We start from the raw sequence: 3959 nt of genomic DNA on the forward strand, positions 1-3959 counted from the left end.
GCTCGTCGTGAAAGACATGCGCGCTCTTGCTGATGCGTGAATCAAGCTGAGAGTTGGGTGGTGCGAGATTCGCCCGGGAGTTGAGATGCTTTCGTCGAGCGCCACCGCCAAGGGGCCTACGCCTGGGGCGCCCAGCCGGGCAGTGAGCGGTACTCGATGGGGTGGCCGAGCGCCTCGGCGTGGCGGATGCCCAGCTTCATCCCCTCGGAGTAGCCCAAGTCCGTGTAGACGACCGTGGCCTGGGAAACGCGCCGGAACTCGAAACCCGCCTCGATTCCGTGGTTGCGCTCCTCGGGGACCTCATCCCGGAGCACCCCGGGCTGGGTGTAGAGGAGGTGACTTGCGTATGGGGCCTCACCGCGCCGGAGACAGTCGCTGAGCGCGGCGCGGGCATACGCGACGTTGTGCTCGATGTTCCCGGCATAAGGGCTCTCGACAATCACGATGGGGCGGCTCATGGGCTTTTCCTGGGCGGTGGCGCGGGGCCGTGGTTGGCCGTCGCGAAACACATACATCCCTGGGCGCAGGGGCGAAGCAACTCATGTGTGGTGTCTGTTGTCGAATGTGGCCTGCTATTGGGGGGGGCGGCGCCGCTGTCCTGTTTCAGCCGGGCGAGAGCAGGGGCCTCGTACTACGTGGGGCGGGCGTCCCCGTCCCAGCCTCAGGGCCGCAGGGTGTTGAGGAGTGCCATCCCGCGCTGGGCCTCCGCCGCGTCGCCCCCGGCCAGCTTCAGGTAGATGCAGCCACGGTCCGCCCCGAGCAGCAGTCCTGCCGAATGAGCCACCGCTCGCTGACAGGGGTATTCAGCTCGAGGTTGGCCGAGAGGGCGTGAAGCAACGCGCTTAGCTGCCGGTGGGTGGCGCCGGGCGGAAGGATGATGTCCAGTTGGGGCTGGGCCGTGCCGTATCGACTCTTGGCGAGAGCCAGGCTCATCCTGGCGTCGCTGAAATCCATCACCTTGAGCGGGACGATGTCGAGAGGAGCGGCGGTAGCGCTCATGTTGGAGGTTCCAGTGGAATGGCTTGGTGCAGGGAGGGCGTCGCGAAATGCATACACGCTCTGGTTGGTGCGCGTATCAAGTCCTCTCTGAGTTTGGGTGTTGTGTGTTTTGGGGTTGGCGGCGGATTTGGTGCCGCCGCCTGGATTCCCAGATGTCAGCGGAGGGCGCTGTGAAGGACTTGTAGCCCGCGCTCTGCCTCGTCACGAGTTGGCCAGGGCCCGCCGACGCCAAGGAGCCGCAGGAAGACGCGCGCCCTGAGGCCGTCATCAAGAACCGCGGACTCGACGAGCCAGTGTTCCTACGCCGGGGTGAGTAGCTCCACCTGCGCCGCGAGGAGGTGGAGGGCCGTGTTGCGCTGTCGCCCGGAGGTGCCTGGAGGGAAGGTCACCTCGACTTCAGGCTGTAACTCGCAGCCGCTGCTGTGCAGGGCCAGTTTCACTTCCGCCAGGGCGCCTGCGAGCGCCTTGCGGAGCGCCTCCGTCACGAGGCCCTCAATGCCCTGGGGCTTGGTCGCCATGGCTGCCTCATGTCTCTTCCGGAGCGAAGAGGGCAGCGGCCTCGGTGGCGCCCATGGCCTTGAGCTCTCGGTGCGTCGCTCGCATGAAGAAGTGAGTGCGGCTCGGCAGGCCCGCGTCGCGCCAGACCTTGTCCAAGAGCTTCACGGCTTCTGCGTCCATGGAGAGAGGGATGACGCGCTTCCCGTTCTTGCTCGCCTTCGCCTCGCGCTCGGGGCGCGGGCCTACCGACACGCGCCCGGCCTCCGCCTCCCGAATCTTCCACTTGAGGTAGTTGGTGTTGGTGCTGCTCGTGGGCCGTCCAAGGACTTTGCGGTACTCCACCTGCAGCTCTGGCAGCGACAGGGCGCCGAAGCGCCCCCGTGTGCGGGGGGATGGGGCGGCCTCCCCGGGCGAGGGAGTGGCCTGGGCAGCGGGCGTCGGAGGCGGCGTGCTGGGCGCGGTGGCCGCCCCTGGGCGGACGGGGCTGCGCCGCTTCTTCTCGGCGAGGCTCTCCTCAATGCGGCGGATGAGGTGCTTCTTGTTGGGGCTCCGCGTCTCCTCGCCCACCACTTCGCGGTAGCGGGCGCGCAGCTCCGTCAGACTCATGGACTCCAACTTCTTCGGTGCAGTGTTGCGGGGCATGGTGGTGCTGTCCTTGTCGGGCCGTGGGTACACGTCTGCTGTCCGCGAGGGTGGCCCGGAGGCCCCCGCGTGCGGCTGCTCTCGTTGGGTGGGAAGGGGCTACGTGCTGAGGGAGTTTCGGGTGGCCTTCGTGCTGTTTCGCAAGAAAGCTTCGCGGGGCCTCATGGATTCATTCTCCGGGCGCGCTGTGGGCTGGCGTGCATGAGGCATACGCACTCTGTTTTGAATGGAAGGCAAGTCATTGCGCGCTGGGGTTGCGCAGGTGCGCGAAGCACTCCAGGTCGATGGCTCGCGGGTCAACATGCACGAAGGAGGTGGTGCCGTCCGGGAGAATGGGGGCGGCGTCGATGCAGTCCTCTGTCGTGACGCCCCCGAGACGCGCCAGCGTTTCGTTGTTGTTCACGTAGTAGTCGTCCGAGTCCGGGTCGGCATCGGGCCGCAGGCCGCCCCGCAGGACGGCGAAGATGCGGACTTTCTGCCCCCGGAGGCCGGGGATTTCGTTGCCAAGGTACGTGGTGTCGATGCCAATAGTCATAAGCGGCTCCGTGGCGCGCCCTGGGGTGGCGCGTGAAGACATACACGCTCCACTTCGCCTTGAGGGTAAGTCGCTTTCCTGGGAAGGCCGAGTCCGAAACTTCGTGTGACTGCGGGGCCTCCATCGCGGCTTGGTCGGCGCCCGGGCTCGGTGCTGGCCGCCCGGGCGCTGTTGCATGGCTGGGTTATTACACGCGCTGTGGCGCCTTCCACGCCGCCTTGTCTCCGCGCCGGAGCTGCTCCCCTTCGAGAAGGAAGACGTCGTTGGACGCCGTCGACTCGCCGGGACGCGGCCCCCCGTTGCGCTGAGTCCCTTCGGAGGTGAAATCTCCGCGGACGGCGACGCCGGCAAGGGCGCATTCGAAGGGGAGGTGCTGCTGCATCATGACGTAGACGTCCGCGTTGGCGTCCAGCGTCTCAAGGATGCTGATGAGCTGTTTCACTTTCATGGGCTCTCCGGGGTGGGTGTGTGCAGTTGGTGTTGGGCATACACGCTCTGTTTCCCCGGCGTAGCAAGCCGAAGAGAGAGGAATTGTGCCCCCGGCGAGCGTTGGCGGCGTGTCCGTTGTCAGTACGCGCTCGGCGTGTCTGGGCTTGACTCGTGGGGCTGGACGCGTCGCCCGCCAGGCGGCACCTCAATTCTCAGTCCCTGTGGAAACCAGCGCGCTCGCGCTTCCTGCGTCAGGGCGCGCGCCAGCAGCTTCTTGGTGCCCACCTTGGCCTTGAGCGCCGCGTGCAGGCGCCCACGCTGGAGAAGCTCGGCGTGGAGGTGGTCGACGAGGAGTCGGTGCAGGTGCCCGAAGCTGCCGGGCGCAGGGTGTGCAGTCTCGCCCTCGTCCGCGCGGATGAGGAACTCGGTAGAGCGGCAGGAGGGGCACGGCGGGAGCTGGACGAGGCCGTCGTCCACGTCTTCGCTTCGAGCGACGCCTACTTCGAGAGAGTCGAGCGCAGCGCGGTTGTCGCTGTCGCACCGGGTGCACCGCTGCAGGACGTGGTGCTGGGTGATTTCGTGGAGTGCCATGGTGTCCTCAGGCGATGGCGGTGTATGCGCCGAACCAGTAGACAGCCGCGAGGGCGGCAATCGTCTGGTGGGTGTAGAAGCCGAAGCCGTCCCGGTCCGGCGCCATGAGGGTGGGATTGGAGGAGAAGTTGGGGCTGGTGGCGTAGGGCGAGAAGGTGATGGAGGAGGGCTTCGCAGGGAAGCGGCTGCGGAATGTCACCGAGCCACCTCCGGCCAGAAGGTCATGCGCGACGGTGTCGCTGTTGGAGTACTCGAGGCCGAAGCG

7 protein-coding genes and 1 pseudogene are annotated in these 3959 nt (G+C 66.8%); all 8 read right to left on the reverse strand.

The features are described 5' to 3' along the window. Positions 1 to 116: 116 nt before the first annotated feature. On the reverse strand, positions 117 to 458 hold the full coding sequence (locus tag KRR26_RS36180; RefSeq protein ID WP_217082162.1) for a DUF7768 domain-containing protein: 342 nt from the start codon (positions 456 to 458) through the stop codon (positions 117 to 119). 271 nt (positions 459 to 729) lie between these two features. Then, entirely contained in the window at positions 730 to 999 is a 270-nt protein-coding gene (locus KRR26_RS36185) for a hypothetical protein (protein WP_236069555.1), read from the reverse strand. A 299-nt stretch (positions 1000 to 1298) separates the two neighbouring features. Continuing rightward, a complete protein-coding gene (locus KRR26_RS37265) occupies positions 1299 to 1517 on the reverse strand; it encodes a hypothetical protein (protein WP_236069561.1) in 219 nt (72 codons plus the stop codon). 7 nt (positions 1518 to 1524) lie between these two features. Further along, positions 1525 to 2139: a DUF2924 domain-containing protein gene (locus KRR26_RS36195; protein WP_217082163.1), complete on the reverse strand. Its 615-nt coding sequence runs from the start codon at positions 2137 to 2139 to the stop codon at positions 1525 to 1527. A 238-nt stretch (positions 2140 to 2377) separates the two neighbouring features. Beyond that, positions 2378 to 2674 (reverse strand): hypothetical protein, encoded by a 297-nt coding sequence (locus tag KRR26_RS36200; RefSeq protein WP_217082164.1) that lies wholly within the window; start codon positions 2672 to 2674, stop codon positions 2378 to 2380. A 187-nt stretch (positions 2675 to 2861) separates the two neighbouring features. Then, on the reverse strand, positions 2862 to 3122 hold the full coding sequence (locus tag KRR26_RS36205; RefSeq protein WP_120211125.1) for a hypothetical protein: 261 nt from the start codon (positions 3120 to 3122) through the stop codon (positions 2862 to 2864). Positions 3123 to 3241: 119 nt separating this feature from the next. Then, positions 3242 to 3694, reverse strand: coding sequence for a hypothetical protein (locus KRR26_RS36210; RefSeq protein WP_217082165.1), 453 nt, complete (start codon positions 3692 to 3694; stop codon positions 3242 to 3244). Positions 3695 to 3701: 7 nt separating this feature from the next. Then, positions 3702 to 3959, reverse strand: a pseudogene (locus KRR26_RS36215) (hypothetical protein); the annotation flags it as partial.

The sequence above is a fragment of the Citreicoccus inhibens genome (genome assembly GCF_019039035.1).
Lineage (GTDB): Bacteria > Myxococcota > Myxococcia > Myxococcales > Myxococcaceae > Citreicoccus > Citreicoccus inhibens.